The organism is Desulfosarcina ovata subsp. ovata (genome assembly GCF_009689005.1).
GTDB classification, from domain to species: Bacteria; Desulfobacterota; Desulfobacteria; order Desulfobacterales; family Desulfosarcinaceae; genus Desulfosarcina; species Desulfosarcina ovata.
Window position 1 is genome coordinate 6105081 of the sequence record NZ_AP021879.1, and the last position, 21125, is coordinate 6126205.

The 21125-nt window shown below is 56.3% G+C and carries 14 protein-coding genes; 10 read left to right on the top strand and 4 right to left on the bottom strand.

Features of this window, described 5'->3' with window-relative positions; translation table 11 throughout:
- Positions 1 to 153: 153 nt before the first annotated feature.
- From GN112_RS26795 to GN112_RS26830, 8 genes are all read left to right on the top strand, one after another.
- A complete protein-coding gene (locus tag GN112_RS26795) occupies positions 154 to 2220 on the top strand; it encodes a PAS domain-containing protein (RefSeq protein WP_155312966.1) in 2067 nt (688 codons plus the stop codon).
- Between the two features lie 14 nt (positions 2221 to 2234).
- Entirely contained in the window at positions 2235 to 3932 is a 1698-nt protein-coding gene (locus GN112_RS26800; RefSeq protein ID WP_155312967.1) for a sigma-54-dependent transcriptional regulator, read from the top strand.
- Positions 3933 to 4417: 485 nt separating this feature from the next.
- Positions 4418 to 8749: a choice-of-anchor O protein gene (locus tag GN112_RS26805; protein ID WP_155312968.1), complete on the top strand. Its 4332-nt coding sequence runs from the start codon at positions 4418 to 4420 to the stop codon at positions 8747 to 8749.
- A 244-nt stretch (positions 8750 to 8993) separates the two neighbouring features.
- Positions 8994 to 9854 carry a hypothetical protein gene (locus GN112_RS26810; RefSeq protein ID WP_155312969.1) on the top strand — a complete coding sequence of 287 codons (861 nt, stop codon included), beginning with the start codon at positions 8994 to 8996 and terminating at the stop codon, positions 9852 to 9854.
- Positions 9751 to 10446, top strand: coding sequence for a hypothetical protein (locus GN112_RS26815; RefSeq protein ID WP_155312970.1), 696 nt, complete (start codon positions 9751 to 9753; stop codon positions 10444 to 10446). Before GN112_RS26810 ends, GN112_RS26815 begins: the two co-directional genes overlap by 104 nt.
- A gap of 267 nt (positions 10447 to 10713) precedes the next feature.
- Positions 10714 to 11199 (top strand): RNA polymerase sigma factor, encoded by a 486-nt coding sequence (locus GN112_RS26820; RefSeq protein WP_155312971.1) that lies wholly within the window; start codon positions 10714 to 10716, stop codon positions 11197 to 11199.
- Positions 11199 to 11765 (top strand): glycogen-binding domain-containing protein, encoded by a 567-nt coding sequence (locus tag GN112_RS26825; protein ID WP_155312972.1) that lies wholly within the window; start codon positions 11199 to 11201, stop codon positions 11763 to 11765. Before GN112_RS26820 ends, GN112_RS26825 begins: the two co-directional genes overlap by 1 nt.
- Entirely contained in the window at positions 11762 to 12085 is a 324-nt protein-coding gene (locus GN112_RS26830) for an early set domain-containing protein (RefSeq protein WP_155312973.1), read from the top strand. The genes GN112_RS26825 and GN112_RS26830 overlap by 4 nt, the downstream gene beginning before the upstream one ends.
- 28 nt (positions 12086 to 12113) lie before the next feature.
- Here GN112_RS26830 and GN112_RS26835 read toward each other — a convergent pair whose 3' ends face one another.
- From GN112_RS26835 to GN112_RS26850, 4 genes are all read right to left on the bottom strand, one after another.
- Positions 12114 to 13553, bottom strand: a complete 1440-nt coding sequence (locus GN112_RS26835; RefSeq protein ID WP_155312974.1) for a diadenylate cyclase — start codon at positions 13551 to 13553, stop codon at positions 12114 to 12116.
- 5 nt (positions 13554 to 13558) lie between these two features.
- Entirely contained in the window at positions 13559 to 13981 is a 423-nt protein-coding gene (locus GN112_RS26840) for a DUF2914 domain-containing protein (RefSeq protein ID WP_155312975.1), read from the bottom strand.
- Positions 13982 to 14363: 382 nt separating this feature from the next.
- Positions 14364 to 14723, bottom strand: a complete 360-nt coding sequence (locus GN112_RS26845; RefSeq protein WP_155312976.1) for a hypothetical protein — start codon at positions 14721 to 14723, stop codon at positions 14364 to 14366.
- Entirely contained in the window at positions 14720 to 17722 is a 3003-nt protein-coding gene (locus GN112_RS26850) for a PEP/pyruvate-binding domain-containing protein (protein ID WP_155312977.1), read from the bottom strand. Before GN112_RS26850 ends, GN112_RS26845 begins: the two co-directional genes overlap by 4 nt.
- A 110-nt stretch (positions 17723 to 17832) precedes the next feature.
- On the opposite strand from GN112_RS26850, the gene GN112_RS26855 reads away from it, so the two are divergent.
- Complete coding sequence (locus GN112_RS26855) at positions 17833 to 19161, top strand: MFS transporter (RefSeq protein ID WP_155312978.1); 1329 nt, start codon at positions 17833 to 17835, stop codon at positions 19159 to 19161.
- Positions 19162 to 19401: 240 nt separating this feature from the next.
- Positions 19402 to 21111 carry an ABC transporter substrate-binding protein gene (locus GN112_RS26860; protein WP_197743417.1) on the top strand — a complete coding sequence of 570 codons (1710 nt, stop codon included), beginning with the start codon at positions 19402 to 19404 and terminating at the stop codon, positions 21109 to 21111.
- Positions 21112 to 21125: the final 14 nt, after the last annotated feature.

Consider the following 21125-nt stretch of genomic DNA (forward strand, 5'->3'; position numbering starts at 1 on the left):
ATAATGAGTAATATTCTATCTAATTGAAAATATTAAATATTTTATAATTGTTGGCCATTCTGAAATAGGAATGATTATTGCTTTTGTAAAAAAGTTCTAAAAATTTTTTACTGACCCAGCTGTTTTTTTACATTTTTCTATAGAAAGAATTGGATGAAATGGAGGCTTAATAAAATCGTTGACGGTTTATCCAGAAACCTCGTCATGGCGGGAACCGCGTTGGGTATCATTTACTGGTTTATCGAAGCGGCTGTCCATACGTACATTTTCAAAGAAGGGTCCCTTGGCTTTCAGATTTTAAGTCCCACCATCCATGAAATCTGGATGCGCATGATTGTGGCGTTGATTCTGGTCATTTTCAGCTTTTACGGGCAGATTATCATTAATCAGCGCAAGCGTGCCGAAGCTGCAGTGATCCAACGGGAAAAGGAGACAGCCCTGATCCTCGAGAATAATCCGGCCGCCATCATCCTGATTGACGTCGCGACCCGAAAAATCAGTTACGCCAACGCCAATGCCCAGAGAATGGTCAAAGCTCCAGCCAATAAAATTCTTGGTAACGCCTGCCATAAGTTCTTATGCCCTGCAGCGAAAGGCAGGTGTCCGGTGCTTGACCGGGGGCAATCCATTGATATTTCCGAACGTAAGCTGCTGACATGGGAAGGTGAGGTTATTCCCGTTTTGAAAAGTGTCGCCAGAGTCCGGTACTGTGGGCGAGAACATCTTCTGGAAGCTTTTTTTGATATCCGTGAACAGCGCCGGATGCGTCAGGACATTCGTCAGGCCCATGCAGAGATGGATCAGATTTTCCAGACAGCGTCGGTGGGCATGCGGGTGATCAATCATCAGTTTACTATCCTCAAGGTCAATCGGGCGTTTTCAGAACTCACCGGCATCGATTGTGAGAATGCGGTCGGAAAACGATGCTACGATGTCTTTGCCGGCAGCATGTGCCATACTGACGACTGCCCGTTGAAGACCATTTTGACCGGTAGAACCAAAGACCAGTTTGAAGTGAACAAAAGAAAAACCGACGGATCGTGGTTGGACTGTATCCTGACGGCGACACCGTTCAAGGATCCCAATGGCGCAATTACCGGTATTGTTGAGTCATTCAGGGACATCACCGAACTGAAGAACGCCCAGCGGGTTCTTGAATCCGAAAGGGACAAACTTCACCGAATACTTTTCCACCAACTGGAAGCAGTTGGTATTGTCAATGCCGATTTTGAATTGGAGTATCAGAACGAAGTCCTCAAGAAGCAAACGGGATGCGTGAGCGGATGTTTTTGCCATCATGTATTCCGGGGTATAAATATACCCTGTGAGCATTGTCTGATGCGCCAGGCCCTATCTACCGGAAAAATCCAGCGTTTCGAGTTCGATACCCCGGCAGGGAAGAGTTTTGAGCACACATATACACCATTTCTTGACGAGGACGGCCAGAAAAAAGCCCTGGTGTCCCGCCGGGACATCACCGAACGCAAAGCTTCAACTGCAGCGGCCATCCGTTCGGAGCACCTGGCCGCCATCGGCGAACTGGCCGCCGGGGTGGCCCATGAGATCAACAACCCCATCAACGGGATTATCAACTACGGGCAACTGCTGGTCAACAGAACCACCGACGATGACTTCCTGAACGATGTTTCGCGACGAATTATCAAAGAAAGCGATCGGATCGCCACCATCGTGAAAAGCTTGCTTTCCTTTGCCCGCCGGGACACCGAGAGAAAGGATCTGGTCAATTTAAACAACATCATTCAGGATGCGCTGACTTTGACGCATGCCCAACTGCGCAAGGACGGAATTCAGATCACCCTGGACCTGGATGAGGACTTGATGCCGTTTGCGGCCAAGGCTCAGGAACTTCAGCAGGTTTTCATGAACCTGATCAGCAACAGCCGTTATGCCTTGAATGAAAAATACAAACAGGCACATGAATCCAAACGGGTGGATATCAGCGCCCGTATGGCTACCAGCAACGGTCGGCCGGTCATACGGGCCTGTTTTACCGACTGGGGCATGGGTATCCGGTCGGATTTGATAGAAAAGATCATGCGTCCCTTCTATTCTACCAAGCCCAAGGGGAAAGGCACCGGACTAGGGTTGAGCATCAGCCATCAGATCATGAAAAACCATGGTGGAACACTCCGGTTCAGCAGTGTGGAAGGGGCATTTACCAAGGTGATCGTCGAGATCCCTGTCCATTGTGTAAACTGAATGGTAAGGCGACCATGAGTCAAAAAATTCTGGTTGTGGACGATGAAGAGAGCATCCGTTTTACGTTTGAGAGTTTTCTGAGCGAGGCCCGCTATCAAGTGACCACGGCAGCCAGCTACGACGAGGCCATTGACTTACTATCGATTGCTGATTTCGATCTCCTTTTCGTGGATATTATCATGGAGGGAAAAACCGGCATCGACTTGCTGCGTGCGGCCAAGTGCAAAGATCCCAACGCTCAAGTGATCATTATTACCGGTGCGCCCAGCGTCGGCACGGCTGCCGAGGCGGTCCGCCTTGGCGCACTCGACTATCTTACGAAACCCATCCGCCAACCGGACCTGCTCAAGGCTACCAGTCTGGCACTTCGACACAAACAGCTTTCCGATGAAAAGGATAAATACCGGTCCAACATCGACGCCATCTTCAAAAGTGTTAAAGAGGGCATCGTGACGGTTGACGAAAAAATGCGTGTGGTGGACGTCAACGTTGCTGCCGTCGCCCTCTGCGGATTTTCCCACGATGACTCACCGGGTGCATTTATCCGGACGGCGAACCGGGGATGCGGCGGTGCTTGTGTGGAAGTGCTCAAAGAGGCCTTGGAGACCCGGGAGGCAGTGGCGTTACGCCATATCGAGTGCCATCGAAAGGATAAAGTAAGGCAGATTGTCAGTGTCCAAGCCACGCCGCTGATGGATCATAGGGGGACGTTCTCTGGCTGTGTCATGGTGCTCCGAGACGAGACCCGGCTGCTTGATCTTGAGAAACATGCGGGCAAAAATAGCGCGCTTGACCGCATTGTCGGCACGAGTACTTCCATGAAACAGGTCAAGGAACTGATCCGAGCGTTGTCCGATGTCCAGACCACCGTGCTGGTCACCGGTGAGAGCGGTACGGGAAAGGAATTGACCGTTGATGCCCTGCACCGTACGGGCGGGCGCGCTGCCGGCCCCCTGGTCAAGGTCAATTGCGGCGCTCTCGCCGAGGGCATTCTTGAAAGCGAACTGTTTGGCCATGTTAAGGGGGCTTTCACCGGAGCGATGGCGAACAAGATCGGTCGCTTCCAGAAAGCCGACGGGGGAACCCTTTTTCTGGATGAGATCGGCGACATTTCTCCCAAAATGCAGCTGGAGTTGTTACGGGTAATTGAAACTGGCACTTTCGATCCGGTAGGCGGCACCCGGCCGGTCCAGGTGGATGTACGGGTAGTTGCAGCCACCAATCGTGATCTTGCCGCCCGTGTGGCAGAAGGAAATTTTCGCGAAGATCTTTACTTCCGGCTGAAAGTGGTGCAGATTCATTTGCCGCCTTTGCGGCAGCGCAAGGCAGATATCCCTTTGCTTACTCGCCATATGATCGAGAAATTCAACCGTAAATTCAATAAGGCCGTCAAGGCAGTGTCCTCCGACGTGGAAAAGCTATTTCTGCGACATGCCTGGGTGGGCAATGTCAGGGAACTCGAGAACGTTATGGAACATGCCTTCATCCTGTGTGGGCAGCCGATCATTACCCTATCCCATTTGCCGGCGGACCTGAAATCGCAGGCCGGCGGCATCCCACAGTTCAACAGCCTGGAGCGCCGCAGCGAGGCCGAAAACATTCAAAAAGCCCTTGAAAAAACCGACGGCAACAAGGCCAAGGCCGCCCGTCTGTTGAGTATGAGCCGCCGGACGATCTACCGTAAAATAGAAAAGTATAAGATCGTTCAATAACACTCCTTCCGTCTGTGTTGAGAGCCAAATTAAGGCCGGAGAAATGCGCTTTTTCTGCCTTCCTGCCCTTCAAGGGGTGACCCTGCTTTTTCTTCCGACGCCTTGCCCCTTCGGAGATCCCGACGACCAAGAATGTTCCTGGTATTTTACTTCTCTCCGCTGACACACATTTTCATGTCACACATGTGTGTCTTGTGTCAGGTTGAAATGCCATCAAGAATGCTTTTCAATTCGAATTATTATTTATAACTATATGAATATAATTATAAAATATGCTTGTCTGGCCTGTCTCCCGATTTTCCTGGGAGATGGCACATGCATTGAATTCAAACAGGCCAAGGCCGCCTTCACCGCACACCCGTTGACCCGCTTCCGCGCATCCTGAATATCCAGCATACGCGGCCTTTCCCACAAGGCAATTACAGTATCGATACGCAGAGGATTTGGCTGCGAAAGTACTAACCCAAGAAAAGGAGAGCGACATCATGCAACACAAACGAACCATCATCACCACACTGCTGCTGGCAGCGGCCGGTATTATGCTCGTGGCCGCTCCTGCAGCCATGGCAACCGGGACCGGTTATGGACCTGGCCGGGTTGCGCTAGAGATTTTTGCAGGGAGAGACCATGTCTCGGTCGGAGACGGCGGGATCTGGAATTCCCGCGACAAGCTGCATATTCAGATCGACCCCGCCGATGGTTGGCGGGTCAAGAGCTACCATGTAGACTTGGGCGCAGGCGAGGATTACAGCCCGCCGTTGACCACCACCGGCAACCCGAAAATCGGGCACTTCGATTACAAGGAGACCTTTAACCTTCCCTATATCAACGAGGCCAACGAAGACGGCCATCCTTTCCGGCGCACATTGGTGCTGGATCTGGGTGAGGACCTGGGTTTCCAGTGGGGCGCACCTTTTGCGGATCTGCGGGTCCAGGGCGTTGCTATCTTCGTGAACTTGGTCAAATTGGACGATAGCGGCCAAGTGGTGGAAGAAACCGGCGCCTGGGTCGTGCCCGAACTGGTGACCTGGATCGTTGCCGAAGAGGACAGCTCAACTACCGATGAAACCCTGGCCGGAACCGATGGAACCGTGGTCGCGGTAGACGGGGAGAGCATCGTTGCCGACACCGCGACCGGCGAGGTCTCAGGCTCCGAGGCGACCGAGGTGAAAAGTACCGGCAAGGGCAAGGTCGCCAAGGTCGAGCATCAGAAGGCCCAGAAATCATGGGTCGTTGACGAGGCCGAAGAGGTCATTGCCTTTGACGGCGGCCGCTGGGGCTGGTGGTTCAAGTATGAGATGGCCCATCCCAAGACCGGCCATTTCATCGATTCGCCCGTCGCGGGTCTCAGCGTGCAGACGCCGACCTATGAGGGGCTTACTGATGTGGACGGTGCCTTCGACTATTTTCCCGGTGAAGAAGTGGAGATCGCCATCGGGTCGGTCGAGCTGGGTTATGGTGTGGCCGACCACAAGACTTCGCCACTGGATTTATACCCGTTGGCCGATACCGATGACCCGCGGGTCATCAACATGGCCCGCCTGCTGCAGAGCCTGGATGCGGATGCCAGCCCCAAAAGCGGTATTTCGATTACGCCGGAAATTGCCGGTTGTCTGGAGGCACAGGGTGTCCCGTACCCCGATTTTGCCTATGATGAGCAAATCGAGACCCTGATCCAGGGAACCATCGATTGCGCGGCAAGCCTGGAAACGCCGGTGGCGCTTCTTGCGGTTTCCGCCGAGGATGCCCAGGCGCATCTGGAAGAGACGGTCAACAACCCCATGTTCCGCAAGAACGTTTCTAAGACGCCGGACCTGGCCAGCGCCAAGGCCAAGATGAATATAGCAACGGTGTGGTTTGACGCACGGCGCGCCAACGACGACCTGCTGACGGATCTCGGCGAGGAGATCGAGTACTACGACGAGGCCGGTGAGCTGATCCGCACTACCACGCAGGCTAAGCCGATCATCGTGACCTACACCGACGCGGATCCCGTAACCGGTGAGCATGACGTTTATGCGGCGGTTTCCAGAGACGACGGTAAGACCTGGAAGCGCAAGAACCTGTCGCGCATGGCCGATCGTTCATCGTTCACGACTGCCAACGGCGAACCGTATTACGGCGGCTGCAAAAAACCGGTTTTCCAGGTAAAGGGAAACAAGGTCCTCGTCGCCTGGTCGAGCAAATATGCACGAGGGGGCAAACCCCGTTATGCAATAAAAGCGGATGATCCCGAAACAACGGATGTCGACGAGGGGGATGAATATCCTTACGACGATCCTTATGCGGTCGATGATATCTGGGGCGTGGCCGGACCGCAACGCTCCCATGATTACACCGAAGATGGCTTTACCGATGCAGCCGAGACCCCTTATGCTGCACTCGAGGTTCCCCATTCCGCGCTGTGGGTCTGCCGCGGGGTGATTGCCACCGCCAATGATGTAGACAACGGGGTCGGTGAGTTTGCCGGCGATATCGTCTGGTTCAAACCCGAGCGGGTCACCAGCGGCCGCCGCGATGTCAACCAGATCTTTGTGGGTGCGGCGGGAAGTGCCGGGTTTGCCATGGTCTGGCAGGAAGACCCTAATGGCGTCAAGCCCGGCAAAGCCCTCGGTCCCGGACCGGGCTGGGGCGGCGCCACGACCAGCCACAAAACCGACATCTGGTACAGTTATCTGGCTTGGGGCGACCACACCACGGTTGACGAGAATTTTGTAGCGGGCGGTGACCCCGAGCATGAACTGGACGTTGTCTCGCGCCCCAAGGCCCTGGTGCCCATGTCCCTGCCGGTGCGCCTGACGGACAACGATGTTGTCAATACCGACAATATTATGGTCGAACTGGGGGTCGATGAGAACGGAAACTCAACTGGGATCCCTGTTGTTGATGACAATTATAAAGATCCCGAACACCCACAGTATAACGCTTTGGGCTATATCCCGATAACAAACCCCGATGCAACATCCGATGATGCCGATGGGACGCACGCCTATGCATACATGGTACACGGATTGATCGATGCCGGTAACGTCAGTGGCGCGCCTGCTGGTATCAACCAGAACGGATTTTATAAGTTTACAAACTATGAGGATGAAATCAAGCATGTTGCCATCACCGAGGACGGCCGCCTGCTCGACGGCGACACCGGTGCATCGCGCGGCAACATCTTCCTGCAGCCGTATGCCTTCACCAAACCCGACGGCTCGATCGGCGTCAGTGCCTGGGCGATCATCACCTACGAGGAGACCAAGGGCGCCGGCGCCGGGCCTCCGGAGGATGTCGGGACCGGTGAACAGCCAGAAGACGGAACCGGGGAAGGTAACGACGCCTATTTGCCCGAAGAGGGCAAGAATGTCATCTACCACAGCTTTGACTTCAAGAACCCGGATCTGGTCTCTGCCGGCCGTATCGTCAACCGTCCCGAGTTTATCGATGCCGATGACGACAACTATGTTGACCCGGGGGAACTGGTCTACCTGGTGGACGAAGAAGGAGCTGAAATTCTGGACTACCTGGGTCGTTCCCAACTGGCATACGAGAACGCCCGGCGCGGCCGTTTCCTGCCCCAGGGGCTTGGCGCTTTCGGCACGACCGGTACCACCCAGTTGATGGTGCACAAGCAGGGCCCCGAGGGATCAGGCCGTCCTTCGGATATCCTGTTGCGGCGTTGGGTAATTCCTGAATATGGAACTACTTATAAAAAAGTAGCCAAGCAAAAAGATGGCATTCTTGTCGGATACAATATCGAGGATGCGGACAGCAACACGTTCAACCCCTACGACGCAGATTGCATTGTCGGTACCTGGGTCGTGGATCCAGACAGTGGCCAAGGCTACTACGCCGACGGTGTCCAGAACGTGAGTTCGGTGACGCCGACGGTCACAACTGATAGCCAGGGCGATCCTGACCAGGACGATGCCTATGGAGCGGTCAAAGTCGTTGAGTGGACCCAGACCGTTGAAAACCTGGATGATCCCACCGGCGCGAGGGTCTATGACGAAAATGGCGATTTGGTTTACGACGCAGATGGGAATATGCAAACCATAGGAAACCCCTTTGACGATGCCCGCGCCCATCGCGGTGCCATCCGCGGCGACTTTGTTACCGTGGGCTTCAGCTACACTGCCAACTGGGCGGCTGCCCGCAACGGGAATGACAACTACAACTTTTACATTCGCCGGTCGTTTGACGGCGGCCAGACCTGGATAACCGATCCTGATGGAAGCGGGGTTGATCACTGTCGAACCTGGACCTACCCGAGCGGTACGCAAAGTGCCGGTGACAAGGTCGAGGAGTGCAACTTCTACGAGGCTGGCGAATTCGAAGCGATGCGCAATCTCTCACAACTCCCGAACCACAAGGAGTCGGTGATCGAGCCGCGTATCGTAGCTGTCCCGGGAACGATCAAGTCCGGCGGCGTCTGGACCGGTATTGCGGAAGACAAGCAGGATGCGGCTGTTTTCTATGTCGCCTATGGAACATCCACCAACCCCAAAAAGGATCCCGAAACCGGTGAGCAGGAAGAACCGGTCCCCCAGGATTTGTTCTGGAGCGTTTCCGTCGATAAGGGGGAAACGTATTATGAAAAGGAATGGGTGGTGAACCCTGACAGTGATGGGGCAAATGCCGGTGAAACGGTTACGGGTTGGGACTGGATGGCCAAAGGCGACCAGGAGCAGGGCGAAGTGCAGTTGCGTATGACGCCGGACGGTTCCCGTTTCTACGGCAGCTGGTTGGATGAAGGGGCCGAAGGCAGTGATATCGTCTTCCGCCGCATTATGCCGCCGGTGTTCGATGCCAACGTAGCCGCTGAATAAACAGAAGTGCTAACCAACTAACAATCCTATCAGGCGCGCTTCGGAATGCTACTTTCGGGGCGCGCCTGAATTCCAAGTAAGAACCTTCTATAATTTTCCCGGCAAAAGCTCCCCTTCCTCTTTTCGTGTTTCAGCGGGTCTGCTTGAGGATCGTCGCATTGGAAAAAAATGCAGTTGCCTTGTAACCATTTCCTATGTGATCCGTTTAAATGCTAAGAAATACAATTACAGACCTGGAGGACATATGAAAAGAATTCTACTGATCGTTTTTATCATCGCCGGTTTTCAGGCGGTGGCGTTTGCCGAGGAATCGCAAGAACTCTCCCAGGCGGCCATGCAAAGCATTCAGCAGCAGATCCGTGAAATGAGTGACCTCGGGATTCCCGAAACGCCGGCGCGTGAAATGTTGACTCAGATGGTCCAGAACCGCTTCCGGCAACAAATCCAGGTGCAGGCCCGGCAAGTGGTGATGGATGCCGCCAGGGCAGGGCTGCCCACCGAGCCGGTGATGAACAAAGCCATGGAGGGGATGGCCAAAAAAGCCGGTGAAGAGCAGGTCGTCCGTGCCATGGAGACCGTGCGCAATCGGTACGCGGTGGCCAATCGGATGGCCCGCTCTCTACCTGTTGAATCCCGGATCGATGCCGCCACCCGGGCCGTTGCGGACAGCCTGGCGGCAGGCATGCAAACTGCGGACATGGAAGCCGTGATGGCGCAACTTCAGGTGCGGACCCGCCAGCAGACCCGCAACCGTGCGGAAAAAATGGAATTGGCTATCCAGACCATGCAGACCGTACGCACCATGGCGCGCCTGGGTATCCCCTCGACGGAGGTTGCCGAGACCCTGGGACAGGCCTTGCAAAATGGATACACCTACCGGGAAATGAAGCAGTTGCGCCATCGGATGGCCAAACAGATCCGCTTTGCTTCCCCCCGCCAAATTGCCAGCCAGCATGCCGGTTCAATCGGTAAGGGCGGCACGAGCGGAAGTTCCAGCGGTCATGGCAGTGGTGGCGGGTCTGGAAACGGTGGATCTGGTGGTGGATCCGGGGGCGGCGGATCTGGAGGCGGTTCCGGTGGTGGTGGATCCGGTGGCGCAAGGTAGATTTTCTGGAATAATCCTGATTCGACCTCAATTTTTAAACCAAGCAGTTTCTATTCGAGAAAGGAAGGCTTACATGCGTTCGATAACCTCATCTTCGTTTCGTGCAAGATTTTTCATGATCCTGTCGGCATTCGTTGCTATCAGCCTGTTATATGTGCCGATCATTTGTGCCAGCATGGTCGTTGCACCATCGAAAATCGTGGTCAACAGCAACACCAATACTGAGAATTATAGAAAGAACAATAATGACGACAACACCGTCAAGGCCATCATCCCATACTATCTCGAGGAAGATGAGGTGGTCATCGAAGACCCGAGTGGCATCACGATGACGATCTCTTACGATTCCGGCGGCGATGACGAACCGACCGTTTCGATCGTGGTCGATGCCATTTCCCTTCGGTACTGCTACATCGACGACAACCTGATCATCGAATTTGATCGTGAATATATTGAAGGCGAGGTGCTTGATTTGAGTGGCACCGTTGATGTGGTTGTGGACGGCACTTTCTACTTGGAAGACCAGGATGAACCGAAAACTGTTAACGAAACCGGCGCGATATTCATATACAATCCATCCGCAGAAAAGTAGCCAACCCGCTTGCCAGAGGCAACCTTGTCATGAGTTTTCAATTGGCATACGAAAACGCAATAATCGATTGTCGATGTTCAATCGACCGCCGGCAGTTCCACCACTCTATCCATATTCCCGAAAGGCGGGTGGTACCGGATCGTCGAACCGTAAACAAGACACCACGACATCTGACTTAGTGCCGGCCGGTAAGTCGCAGGAGGCTTTCCCCTGAAAAGTGAGCCAGCGGATTGCTTGCCGACAGTATTTTTTCCGGACAATCGCTGAATGGGACCAGTGAAAAACGGGGCCAATTTTTACAACCAAAACAAGGGGCGGCTGTACGCGTATCTGCTGCGCATGACGGGAGACACCCACATGGCCACAGAACTGGTGCAGGAGAGCTTTGTCCGTTACCTGGGCCGTTATGGCGAGCAGGAGAGCCGCACCTTGCTTTACACCATCGCCCGCAATGCGGCGCTGGATGCGTTGCGTAAAAAGAGAGCCGATCCGATGGCCGATGTGGATGCCCACCCGGACCCGGCCGGCGATCCGGAGCAGCAGATGATCGATCGAGAGGCGCTGGCCCGTATGCTGGCGGCCATCGGACAATTGGCGCCGGTGGAACGGGAGCTGATCTCCCTGGTGGTCACTGCGGATCTTACCTATCGCGAGATTGCCCGGGTGTTGAATCTGAGCGAGGCCAACGTCAAGGTAAAGGTACACCGGGCCCGGACAAGGCTAAGGGAAATACTCGGTTCAGGAGGTGGCTGATGGACGACTTTCTGGCAAGCATGTATATTGACAATGAACTGGACCTTGACGAAAAAGTCCAATTTGTGGACAAAATCCATTCGGAGCAGCCCTTTTACCAGGATACCCGCGAACTCCTCCTGCAGGAGAAGCGGTTGCGCATGCCTGTCGATATGGCCATGCTGCCGGACCGTCCGCCGGTGCCGGAGGCCAAACAGCGCTGGCTCAGGCGACTGATCCGGCCGGTGGCCTATGCCACGGCCGGGTTTGCCTTCGCCGCGCTGCTGCTTTTTGTTTCTTTTTCTCCACCGGCACCGGCACCCCAAGTCAACCGGTTTGTCATTTATGAACCGTCCGCCCGTCAGGTGGAGTTGGCCGGTTCCTTTACCGGCTGGCAGCGGAGGCCCCTGCAGCCTGTCGGGAACAGTGGCTACTGGGAAGTTCAACTGAAGGTGCCCTCCGGTGAGCACCGTTTCGCTTATATTCTTGACGGGGATCGCCAAATGGCGGATCCGACGCTGCCGGGGCGCGAAAGGGACGATTTCGGCGGTGAAAACTCAATCCTTACCGTGGAGGGCCAGGTTTGAAACCGATGGTGTGGATGGCTGTGGCGGGCTGCCTGCTGATTGCCGGGTGTGCTGCCCACGATTATCGTCGGGAGGGACGCGCCGTGACCCTGATCCTCAGAAAACCAGATGCGCACGAGGTCGTTTTGCTCACATCCCTCGACCGGTTCAGTCCGCGGCCGGCCAAAAACATTTCCGGGGCATGGGAGGTGACGCTGCCGGCCACTCAACCGTTCCGGTACTTCTACCGGATCGACGGTGTGCCCTTTGTTCCCGATTGCCCTTTGAAAGAAAAAGACGACTTTGGGTCTGAGAACTGTGTTTTCGACCCGCAATTATAGTGCTTCCCGGGTCGGCATCTATCCCCGATCAGGATGATGACGCCGGCCGCTGCTTTACTTTGTACACCACCTCCACACGATTTTTGGCTCCGTTCTCCAACTTCAGGGAGGAGGGGGGCAGCACCAGACTGACCGTTGTCGTTCCCCCGGTGGTAATCCCGTCCAGGGGGATTTTTTCGGTGTAGATGGTCTCGATCTGCTTGAGCATGAGGCTGCCGCCCACAATCGTGATCTTGTCGGGAATCAGCCGGGCCTCTTCCAGAATCAATTCCTTGGGCAGCTTGCCGGACCACTCCGCCTGAATCGCCACGGTTTTTTGAACCGGTACGTCGAGGTTGACCTCCAGTGCCTGGGGATCCACCTGTTTGAGCTGGATTCCCGGCGGGAGGGTGATGGTGTTTCTTGATATGGGAACCAGATTGCCGCCCGGCACCGCATTGTCCAGGCTCAGCTTGACCTTGACCTGATCGGGGCGAATCGACTTGATCAGGGAGCCCGAACCGGACAGCTGCAGGCTGACACTGCTGGCCGAAGCGGAGAAAATTTCCATTTTGGGGTCGCGGTTCATGAATTCCACCGGCACTTCCAATGTGACCAGGGTTTCCAGGCCACGCGCGAAACTGAACCAGATGCCCGTAATGCTCAGCAGGCAGATCATGGCCGCGATGCTCAGTTCCATGGTCTGGCGTTTCATTCCGCCACGGTCAGCGGCCTCTCCCGCATGTTCACGCAGAATCCGGTCGAGTTCGATGTTGTCGTTGATCTGAATGATTTTGTCTTCCTGGAAGACGGTGACCCGCCCACGCTCTTCAGAAACAACAATCACCAGCGCGTCGCTCTGCTCGGCAAGGCCCACGGCGGCACGGTGGCGGGTGCCGAAATTGCCGGGCAGGTCGTTCCGCTTGGAGAGCGGTAAAATGGCGGCCACCTCGGTGATCTGATCGCCCTGGACGATGGTAGCACCGTCATGAACCGGTGTGCCGTGCCAGAAAATGCTCAGCAGCATTTCCCGGGAGAGCTTTCCCTGCCAGACCACCCCGCTTTGCACCACCGCCTCGAGTCCTTTTTTCAGCGGCAGGACGATCAGGGCGCCCAGTTTGCGCCGGGCCAGTTCATAGACGCTTTCCACAATGATGTCCACCGGCGTGCGTACCTGACGTTGGGGAATCCCCCAGAAAAAAGATTTAAAATCGCGGGTCTGCAGAACACTGGCGATCTCGTTGCGGAAAACAATGATGATGATCAGGGCGGCGGCGGTAATGATGCCCTGCATGGCCCAGGAGGTGACGATCAGGCCCATGTTCACGGCCAACCGTTCCGTCATCCAGAGCATGGCAATGGCAATAATCATCCGGATGACGTTGGTTCCCCGAAACAGCACGTAAAGCCTGAAGAGGATGTAACTGTTGAACAGGATGTCGGCGATATCCTGCCAGCGCAATCCTGGAGAAAATGGAGTTGGATCCATGGGGCTTAATCCGTAATACTGAAGCGCAGGGTGTGTAAAATAGTGTCGTTTTCGTCGGTGATTTCCACCCGCCACGGGCCCTTGTCGGATTCCCTCAACTGCATGCTGGTAAATGAGGACCAGCGGGGCGGATTGATGGTCAGCCGTTTATCCGTGATCAAGCTGCCTTTGCGGTACCACTTATGGTGGATAAAGGTCTGTTTGGGAACCGTGTCAAAGTCAGTGAAGCATGAGACCCGTCCCAGCTCAATGGAAAATACAACGGCCGGATTGACCGGTGCATACTCCTGGATGGTTTCGCACATGACGGCCCTGATCAGGGTCAGCTTTTCTGCAGGGGCGGCGGTTTGGCTCCAGGCGCAGGGGACGGGGACCAGGAAGATGGCGATCAAAAGAATCAAGACCCATTTCAAGGACTTCGTTTGCATACGGATCACAGTAGCGCATCTGCTTATTTTTTCAAGAGCAAATCATGTGGGGCCCAAGGGCAATCGCAAGTAAAATCAAAAACCGGCTGTTCCTGAACACGCACCATTTCCGAAAGTGGGAAAATGCCAAATGCCAAAGCCCAAATGTCAAATGAAGGATGAAATCGATTTTAAAATAGATAGAATACCACTTTTCGGTATGGGTGCCGGGAAAAACGGGTTGATGAAGCGCCCTGAGGATTTTACCCCCAAGGCGCATGGGCTGTCCGGGCAGGGTTGGTGAGGCAATCATTTGTAAATTGGTGGCGGAGCGCGATGGCGGCCACTGCGGCGGGTCGATGGTGGACTGACCGGCGCGCGAAGCGGGGAAGGGGCGTTGGAATTATATCAATTTGGTTTTGCCCAGCAGTTCGGCGAGGGATCGTTGGATCAGAATTTCTTCAATGGTCTGCTTTTCCCGCAGGCGTTCAATTTGTCCGGCATCCATCAGCCATCCGAAACCCAGGTCGTCGAAAAAGACAATCTCCATTTTTTGAGCCATGACAGGCACTCCTTCCTCATGGTAGCGACGGCCAGTTCCGGAAACCGTTCGTTCGATCCCGACTGGCCGTTGTTGTTCATTGAGGGCCTTATCGACGGTTTTTGATTTTCCTTTAGGACCGCAGGGAAAATGACCTGCCAACCGGTCCCGCCAGGGGGAAACCGGTCCGCAGGCGGCGGGCTTGAGAAAATGGGTGATCATACCGGGTTGGAATTTTCCAGAAGGACAACGGCGCGCATCTGTCTGCCGTCGCACTTGATGATCAGCGGATGGCCAAGGGTGATATGCCCCAGATAGTCATCCTGGCAGCGGTGCGGCAGGGCCTTCAGTCGGTCCCAGCGAATGGTGTCGCCTCCGCCTTCGGTGATCGTCAGGTAGGGGATGCCATTGGCCGTGATGTGATGAAAAAAGTGCGATCCGTGGGACGGATCCGCCTTGATCTGATCATTACGGATTTCCACCATGCCCCCCACCGCGTCGATATCGTGCCATTTTACCGGGATGCCCAGCCAGCGGTCAAATGAGCCCCAGCGGCCCGGGCCCACCAGCAGGTAAGACCGGTTCGTTTTCCGAAAGGTTTCGTTGCACGCGGCAATGGCCCGGGCGATGGCCGGGGTGCGGGCGGGATCGAAGGTATCGGGGCGCACATACACGATGTCGGCGATGTTATGCTTGCGGCCGTGCCCCAGCGCTTCGGTGGAATAGCACAAGGCCCGGGCGACGTCGGTGTCGGTGATGGCCACATCCAGGTGGTCTTGGCCGGCGGACATGGGACGCATTTGCAGAATGTTGAACGTGCCGCGCTTTTCTGCATCCCCGTTCAGGTCGACGGAGAATTCGAATTCGACCGGACAGCCCATGCCCTCGCGGCCCAGTGCCAGAAGATCCTTGAGCAGGGCCGGCAGGGGAAACGTATCGTATTTGAGCACCGGGGCAAACGTGAGGATCCGGCTGCCGGGCACCTGAACCGTGTCACGGATGCGGTTTTCCGCGGCAATGTAGGTGCTGGCCAGGCGCTGCACCGGCACTTCGGTTTCGGCATCGTCCACATGGCGGATCTCCAGATTGACCCCCCGTTCAAAGTAAAGGTCGTCCGGCATGCCGGCCAGGCGCAGGGCCCAGAATGTGCGCTGGACGTTGGCCAGGGTGTCCTCGACCTTGGAAAATTGCGGCATTACCTGGGGATGGGCCGGAGAAAACCGCACCGAGGGCTCGCCTTCGGGAATGCCCCGGCCGAATCCCATGACGATGCGCGCCACGCCATCCTCGGCCTTGAGCGGTGCCACCGGATAGAAGTTGTGTGACCGGGCCACACCGGAGATGTCCGGGTAAAAAAAACCGCCCTGACGGCTGCCCACCAGTTGCTGGACGATTACCGCCATCTGGTCGCTACGCAGCCGATAGGCGGTGCCTTTCAGAAAGGTTCGTGGTTCGCGGAACCAGGTCGAGGCGTAGACCAGCTTCACGGCACTGGTCAACTGCCGGCAGCGCACCGCAAAATCGGTATGGTTGTTGGGGACCATGTAGGTCTTGTAAAGGCCGGTGAAGGGGTGATGATGGACATCCTCCAATAGACCCGAGCTGCGGACGGAAAGGGGGTGGTGGACCGACCGCAGGTAGTCGGCCAACTGGTCGTCCAGCCAGGGTGGCATCCCGGCGTTCAGAAACATGGCGGCGATATCGTCGTCGGAAAGATCGGTAATGGCCGATGGATCCAGACCGTTGTGGGCCACAAAGGCATCGAATCCCTCGGTGGTGATGGTCAGGGTCTGGGGCACGCGGATGGTCACGTCCGGGTAATGCTGCTCCAGATCGGTCGATTTGCGCAGCAGATTGGTTACAAAGGCCAGTCCGCGGGCTTTTCCGCCCAACGATCCGTTGCCGATTTTTGCGAAGTCAGAGATGTCCGGGTCGTAATCGCTGGAGTTGAACTGTACCACCACGCCCTTCTGGCGCCATTTGCGTAAGGCGTGGATGTGACTGATGATGAACTGGCGGATGGCATCCGCTCCGGGAAAATCGGCGGCCCTGGCTTTTCTCAACCGCGAGGCGAGGGCGATTTCGCTGCGTGCCATGATCCAGTTGGAAAACCGATTGCGTTTGGCATGGTAGAGCAACGATTCGTCGGGCACCGAAGGCAGGATTTCCTCCAGCGCTTTCAGGTTGGCGGCACGGATGATTTCGCTGCCGCCCGGCCGGCGGAAGATAAAATCGCCAAATCCCAGGCTGTTACGGAAAAAATGGTGGATCTTATCCAGCAGGGCATCGCTGTTTTTGTCCAGGAAGGTTGCCGGGATGCGTGCGGCCAGGGTTTTGTTTTCCGGCTCGTTGCTGATCAGGAGCAGTGGCAGGTCGTAAATGGCCTGGCGCACTTCCGACAGGAAGGTGTAGCCGGCATCGGCCGTGAGCGTTCCGCCTTTGGGATAGCGGGTGTCGGAGATGATGCCGAAAAGATAGTCACTGTACTGGCGGTAAAGAGAAATGGCCTGTTCATAATTCTTGGCCACGAGAATTTTTGGCCGGGCACGCATTTTGAGCAGCCGGTGCTCCTGATTGAGGCTCTCTTCGAGTACTTCCTGGGTCTGGTTGACCACCTCCTTGTAGATCAGCGGGAGCAGATAGGAAGTGTAAAGAGGGGAATCCTCCACCAGGATCAACACGCGCACCATGGCTCGGCGGGTATCGGCGGCCACATTGAGCCGGTCTTCCATGCTTTTGACGATGGCCAGCAAAAGGTCCGCATCACCCAACCAGATAAAAAACTGATCGATGCCCGAGCAGTCCTTGCCCTCCGGCGGCGGGTAGACCCCTCGTACCCCATGGGCCAGACAGACCACCGGCAGGTCGGGATGGGCCGCCTTGATCCGCCGCCCCAGGTCGAATATGTCCATGTCGTCAAGATGCGGCATGGCGATGACCAGGTGAAAGGCTTTCTCGTCCAGCATGGTCATCGCCTGGGCGGCGGTGGCGGCCTGGGTGATGCGCGGCGGACGGCTCAGGTTCAGCCCGCGGTATTCGTTGATCAGCTTGGTGGCCAGGCTGCCGTCTTCCTCGAGAATATAGGCGTCATAGGGGCTGGCCACCAGCAGGATTTCGGTTACCCGGTTGGCCATCAACTCGTAGAAGACCTTGAAGTGCGTATCGAAATCCCCATCCTGAAACGACACTGGCAGCGAGAAGTTGTTGTTGTTCGTATCCATTCCCAAAACCGGCTTTCTCCGTCGAAGGAAATTCATCTGCGTGCCAATCAGGGTTGACGGCTTGTGGATTCAAGGTAGAATGGCTGCATTCGATAAGGAGCAACCGGATCATGAAGCCACACCGAAAAGCCGTCTGGGGCTGGGCCATGTACGACTGGGCCAATTCCGCCTTTGCCACCACCGTGATGGCGGGTTTTTTTCCTGTCTTTTTCAAACAATACTGGAGTTCCGGGGTCGACGTCAACCTGAGTACCGCCAGGCTGGGTGTGGGCAATGCGGCCGCCGGATTGCTGGTGGCCCTGGCCGCGCCGATTCTGGGGGCCGTGGCCGACCGGGGCTGCGCGCGCAAGCGTTTCCTCACGCTGTTCGCCTACCTGGGCGTGCTGATGACCGCCGCCCTCTATTTTGTCGGTCAGGGGCAGTGGGCGCTGGCCGTGGTGGTTTACGCCCTGGGGGTGATCGGTTTTTCCGGCGCCAATATTTTCTACGACGCGCTCCTTCCCCAGGTGGCCGGTGAAAAGGATGTGGATTTTGTCTCGGGGTTCGGTTTTTCCATGGGCTACCTGGGCGGCGGCCTGCTGTTTTTAATCAACGTGCTGATGGTAATGATGCCGGCGCGTTTCGGACTGGCCGATGCCGGCCAGGCGGTGCAGGTCGGATTTCTCAGCGTGGCCCTCTGGTGGGGCGGCTTTACGCTTTTCACCCTTTGCTGGGTTCCCGAAACAGCAAAGGCATCCGCGGACCGCACCGGCATCTGGTCCGGCGGGTTCGCCCAGCTCAGGCACACCTTCGGCCGCATCCGGCACATGAAGACCGTACTGCTGTTTCTTTGCGCCTACTGGCTATACATCGACGGCGTGGACACGATTATCCGCATGGCCGTGGATTATGGCATGAGCCTGGGGTTCGCCGCCAACGACCTGCTGCTGGCGCTGCTGATCACCCAGTTCGTCGGGTTTCCGGCGGCGTTGGCCTTCGGACGCCTGGGGCAGCGCACGGGGCCGCGGCGGGGAATCTACATCGCCCTTGCGGTATACGTGGCGGCCACGTTTTTCGGAATCAGCATGACCCGCAAAGAGGAGTTCTACGTTCTCGCGGTGGTGATCGGCCTGGTCCAGGGCGGCATCCAGGCTCTCTCCCGATCGTACTATGCGCGCCTGATCCCGGCGGACAAGCCGGCCGAGTTCTACGGGTTTTACAACATGCTGGGCAAGTTTGCCGCCATCATCGGACCGGTGCTGGTGGGCGGTGTCGGCCTGTTGATGCGCCGGCTATTGATGCCGCCATCCCCGACCGCCGAACAGGCTGCCGCCGTCGGTGCGCTGGCCGCTCGCTGGAGTATCGCCTCGGTGCTGATCCTGTTTGCCGCCGGCGCCGTCCTGCTCTATTTTGTGGATGAGGAGAAGGGGCGGGCCCAGGCGGCGCTTTTGGAAGATTGACGGATTCGTAAGAATCCCGATATCGGCGTTACGCGTATCCTTCGTCACTGCGGAGTATTACTAATACGCCTCATTCCTCAGGATTCGCAAGCCTTGATCTCGGGCTTCTTACGAATCCGTCTGAACGGCAACTTTTTACGAGACCATCAAGATTGAGTGAAAATTAATGGAAAATGCCTTTGCAGCCGATTAGGTAGGCGGACGCCATTAAGAAAGAATTCGATGCCCATGGAGGATTATATGAAACCGATGCGATGCAAAAGGGTCTGCCGTTGTTTGCTCAACAGTCTGGTTTGCATGCTGCTCTGCTGGAGCATGGCGGCGGCCATTCAATCCCCCCCGTTGGTCACGGAAATCAAGACCGCCGTTGGCGAGGTCAAACCCGGCAAATCCATCACCGTGCCGTTAATTACCTGGGGCGGGGACATGGCCACGATCCTGGCCAACGGCAACAGCGCCAAAACGGCCGCCGGCAGCATTTTCGCCAAGCAGGGGCTTGCCCTGAACCTGGTCCGCCAGGATGATTTCAAAAAGCAGATCGACGCGTTCATGCGCGGTGAGAGCCCTTTCCTGCGCGGCACCATGGGAATGATCAATCTGGCCGCGGAGGTTTTGAACCAGGACCCACGGACCCGACCGGTGGTCGTTTATCAATTGACCTGGAGCAATGGTGGTGACTGCCTGGTGGTCAAAAGCGGCATCCGTTCGGCCCGGGATTTAAAGGGGAAAACCGTTGCCATCCAGGCCTATGGTCCCCATGTGGATTACCTGGCCAAGATCCTGAAAGATGCCGGGTTGTCGCTGACGGATATCGATATCCGCTGGACCAGGGACCTGAGCGGTACTGCCGATACCCCGGCCGAGGCCATTTTCGAAAAAGATGTGGACGCGGCATTCGTCATCATCCCCGACGGATTGATGCTGACTTCCAACGGCACCGTAGGCACCGGTGCCGAGGGGTCGGTGAGGGGCGCTCGCATTATGCTCTCCACGAAAACGGCCAACCGGATCATCGCCGATGTGTATGCCGTTCGCAGCGACTTCTTCCAGGCCCATCGGGATCGGGTCGAAGCCTTCGTGCACGGTCTCTTGCTGGGCACCCAGGAACTCAAGGCACGTTTCGGACACAAGGAGAAGGACCTGTCCGCCTACCAGTCGCTGATTTCGACGTCGGCCGCCATCCTGCTTGACAGCGCCCAGGCCACCGCCGATGCCGAAGCCCTGTACGGGGATTGCGAGTTTGCCGGCTTCAGGGGCAACGTCCGATTTTTCGGCGATGAGAAATGGCCGCGCGGAATGAACCGGCTGGTGAATGAAATCCAATCCTCCTTCATCACCCTCGGCTTGCTTGGCCGCAATTCTCCTCTGGAACAGGCGCGGTGGAATTACGACTCCCTGCGTGAGGGCCTGACGGGGATCGACGATGTACCGGCACCCCGTTTCAAAACGGCTGCCGTGGCCCAGGTGGTGGCCCGTAAGCAGGCCATGGGAACCTTGGGTGAGGGGGAATTGTTCAGCCTGGAAATCAATTTCCAGCCCAATCAGAATGACTTCCCGGAAAACCTGTACGCCGATGGGTTTCGGCGGATCGTCGATCTGGCCTCGACTTATGGCGGTGCCGTGATCACGGTGGAGGGGCACAGCGACCCGCATAAATATCGTCGCCTGGAAAAGAAAGGGGCCACTCCCATTGAATTGAAGCGGACCCGGCAGGCGGCCAAGAATCTGAGCATGAACCGGTCCATTGCCGTTCGTGACAGTGTCATCCGGTTCGCAAAGGATGCGGGCGTTCCGCTGGATCAAAGTCAGTTCACGGTGATCGGACACGGGATCGACCAGCCAAAATACCCGCAGCCCCGGACCAAGGAAGAGTGGTTGAGCAACATGCGGGTGGTGTTCCGGATCATCCAGATCGAAGCCGAAGACGAGGCCTTTATTCCCCTGGACTGAAAGATGGGTCAACG

What these genes read in the sequence shown, in the direction of transcription:
- GN112_RS26815 (WP_155312970.1), top strand. Translation starts at nt 9,751, where the DNA reads ATGGCAGTGGTGGCGGGTCTGGAAACGGTGGATCTGGTGGTGGATCCG.
- GN112_RS26795 (WP_155312966.1), top strand. Translation starts at nt 154, where the DNA reads ATGAAATGGAGGCTTAATAAAATCGTTGACGGTTTATCCAGAAACCTC.
- GN112_RS26850 (WP_155312977.1), bottom strand. Translation starts at nt 17,722, where the DNA reads ATGGATACGAACAACAACAACTTCTCGCTGCCAGTGTCGTTTCAGGAT.
- GN112_RS26840 (WP_155312975.1), bottom strand. Translation starts at nt 13,981, where the DNA reads ATGCAAACGAAGTCCTTGAAATGGGTCTTGATTCTTTTGATCGCCATC.
- GN112_RS26820 (WP_155312971.1), top strand. Translation starts at nt 10,714, where the DNA reads ATGGGACCAGTGAAAAACGGGGCCAATTTTTACAACCAAAACAAGGGG.
- GN112_RS26860 (WP_197743417.1), top strand. Translation starts at nt 19,402, where the DNA reads ATGAAACCGATGCGATGCAAAAGGGTCTGCCGTTGTTTGCTCAACAGT.
- GN112_RS26825 (WP_155312972.1), top strand. Translation starts at nt 11,199, where the DNA reads ATGGACGACTTTCTGGCAAGCATGTATATTGACAATGAACTGGACCTT.
- GN112_RS26810 (WP_155312969.1), top strand. Translation starts at nt 8,994, where the DNA reads ATGAAAAGAATTCTACTGATCGTTTTTATCATCGCCGGTTTTCAGGCG.
- GN112_RS26845 (WP_155312976.1), bottom strand. Translation starts at nt 14,723, where the DNA reads ATGATCACCCATTTTCTCAAGCCCGCCGCCTGCGGACCGGTTTCCCCC.
- GN112_RS26835 (WP_155312974.1), bottom strand. Translation starts at nt 13,553, where the DNA reads ATGGATCCAACTCCATTTTCTCCAGGATTGCGCTGGCAGGATATCGCC.
- GN112_RS26800 (WP_155312967.1), top strand. Translation starts at nt 2,235, where the DNA reads ATGAGTCAAAAAATTCTGGTTGTGGACGATGAAGAGAGCATCCGTTTT.
- GN112_RS26855 (WP_155312978.1), top strand. Translation starts at nt 17,833, where the DNA reads ATGAAGCCACACCGAAAAGCCGTCTGGGGCTGGGCCATGTACGACTGG.
- GN112_RS26805 (WP_155312968.1), top strand. Translation starts at nt 4,418, where the DNA reads ATGCAACACAAACGAACCATCATCACCACACTGCTGCTGGCAGCGGCC.